Origin of the sequence: Hydrocoleum sp. CS-953, from assembly GCF_002260545.1 — a bacterium.
Lineage (GTDB): Bacteria > Cyanobacteriota > Cyanobacteriia > Cyanobacteriales > Microcoleaceae > Trichodesmium.
Map to the genome: position 1 here is coordinate 1 of NZ_LGSU01000226.1, position 2,497 is coordinate 2,497.

Consider the following 2,497-nt stretch of genomic DNA (forward strand, 5'->3'; position numbering starts at 1 on the left):
TGTTTGCGTAGCATTCCGGAACGGAAAACGCATGTTTGCCTGTGCAACGTCCCTACAGAGTTAGGAGGAATAGGAATTATAGAACCCATTTGGTATCTATAATTTCAGGACTAAAGCCATGTGAACCCCCCAAACCCGGTTTGTCCTAGACTTCTATTGCTCATGCGCAACGATTTATCCTAGAAACCGGGTACGAAAGTGCGTAAGTCCTAAATTTATTACTTTTAGGGTTTAGTCGTTGCGATCGCCTCAAGTTAAAAGTCAAAAGTTAAAAGTTAAAGATTGTATGTTGGGTCAATGTAATTGTTAATATTAGTAATAAATAATGTAATGGAAGTTTTAAATTGTGGAATATAAAGAAAAGCTAAATAATAGTTAATATAATTTTGTTATATTCTGGAAATTAAAGAAAACTTTCACACACAAAGTTACTGATAAAGTAATAAAAATTAAAAAAGCATTAGGCCAACTCAGGTTTGATTTATTGTTAGTTTACTATATTTTGCAGTAGTTTCCCCCAGCAAGGCAATGGCAGCAGATTATTGTTATTTAGAACAAACTCCAGATTGTGTAAAAAAATTACCCGTCTCTGGAGACTTGTTATGTGTAGATATACCTCCATCTGGAGTTAACTGGATAGATGTGACTTTCACCAATTACTCAAATGACTATGAAGCTGTATGTAACAGTAATATTGGCAACCCAATAGTAGTACCCCCATATAGTAGTAGTGAAGTAATAACTTATCCAGTAGTACCAGGAAGCTCCGTTACATTCTCAAATGCGAGTGATTTTCCAGATACACCAGTACAAATCAGAGTATTTGGGTATTAGTGGTTAATTAAGATAATTGGTAGTAGTGCATTGTAATGGTCGTGCATTTTCATTATCTTTGGAGCGGAGGCTCAACAGTGGGAGCATCTTGCTCTCGTACCTCGTATTCCTTTTTCTTATATAGCATTACTATGCAGGACTACCAGATAATTTTTTGTAGGGCTGGGCAAATGTGGTGATTGATATTAGCAGTTAATCGACTTGATGTTTGCCCACCCTACCTAGATAGCGATCTATTCCAATAATTCAGCTATTTTGCTATTCTGACACAATATTACTACGTTTCATTCTTTTAGCCATAAAATTTGTTAACCCAGGAACAACTAAAATAATAGTTAACATTCGAGTAAGTTGAATTGCCAATACTAAACCCGCATCACCACCTAATTCATTAACTGTTGCAATCATCGCTTCTATTCCTCCAGGGGTGAAACTTAACATAGAAGTAATTAAATCAACCTGAGTAAATTGATGAAATTCATAACCCACCACAAAGAAACCGATAATTAAAATTATTACCAGTACGATCTCAACTAAAATAGCTTTCCACAATTTTCGAGCATTTTCCCAGTCAAACTGAACTCCGATAAAAATCCCTACTAGCAACAACCCGACAGCAAATAACCATTGAGGAACCTGTAATTGGTATGGCGTTCCCCATAAAGTAGTTAACCCAACAATAAAGCTACCCAAAAAAGCAGAAGAAGGCAAACGTAATTTTTTTCCACCCCAAATTCCTAAACCACAGCATCCTGCTATTATTAATAAATTCCAAAACATGGGTATAGTAGTTTTACCTGATGCCAATAAAAAACTTGTGGTCTGAGTCTGCTCAATAGCAGGAAACATCAAAATGCTAACAGTCGGGATAATGAAAACTACTAATAACACTCGTAAATATTGCAGGATAGCAACAGCAATAGGGTCTGCACCTAATTCTTCACTCATGGTAACAATAGCAGAAGCAGTGCCAGGAATAGATGCTAGAAAACCTGTAGAGCGACTAACTCCTCCCCATATAGACAACAGATAGCCTTTAAACATACTCAAAGCACCAGTGATCAAAATACATCCCACGACAGGAATAGCATAAGTGGTAACTACATTAATTGTTTCTGGGGAAAAGCGAAATGCTGTAGCAATACCAACGATCGCTTTACCAAGCAGAATTATGATTCTAGGTAATGGTTGGGGACTACCTTTAATAATTGCATAGATAATTCCAGCAATCATTGGACCGAGCAACCAACCAACAGGAAAGTTGAGCCAGTCGAATATAAACCCTGCGAAAATAGCTAAGGTCATTGGGGCGATGGCTGTTTTGATAGTTGATAATTTGGAGATAATTTCTTGGTGGTTTAACACGCTCAACAATATATATTNATAATTCCAGCAATCATTGGACCGAGCAACCAACCAACAGGAAAGTTGAGCCAGTCGAATATAAACCCTGCGAAAATAGCTAAGGTCATTGGGGCGATGGCTGTTTTGATAGTTGATAATTTGGAGATAATTTCTTGGTGGTTTAACACGCTCAACAATATATATTAAATTTGACAGACAATTTATACAATTTATAATTACTGGTTATTAATGACTATTACAGGATTATATCATGGAAAGGTACTATAATATTGAGGATAGTTTTTTGTTGTCTAAATTC

General features: G+C 36.3%; 2 protein-coding genes. One reads left to right on the forward strand and one right to left on the reverse strand.

Annotated features, from left to right (window positions below; translation table 11 throughout):
- The first annotated feature begins 528 nt into the window (after positions 1–528).
- A complete protein-coding gene (locus AFK68_RS01920; protein WP_094671201.1) occupies positions 529–834 on the forward strand; it encodes a hypothetical protein in 306 nt (101 codons plus the stop codon).
- A 258-nt stretch (positions 835–1,092) separates the two neighbouring features.
- On the opposite strand, the gene AFK68_RS01925 is transcribed toward AFK68_RS01920, so the two are convergent.
- Positions 1,093–2,139 (reverse strand): AbrB family transcriptional regulator, encoded by a 1,047-nt coding sequence (locus tag AFK68_RS01925; protein WP_094671203.1) that lies wholly within the window; start codon positions 2,137–2,139, stop codon positions 1,093–1,095.
- Positions 2,140–2,497: the final 358 nt, after the last annotated feature.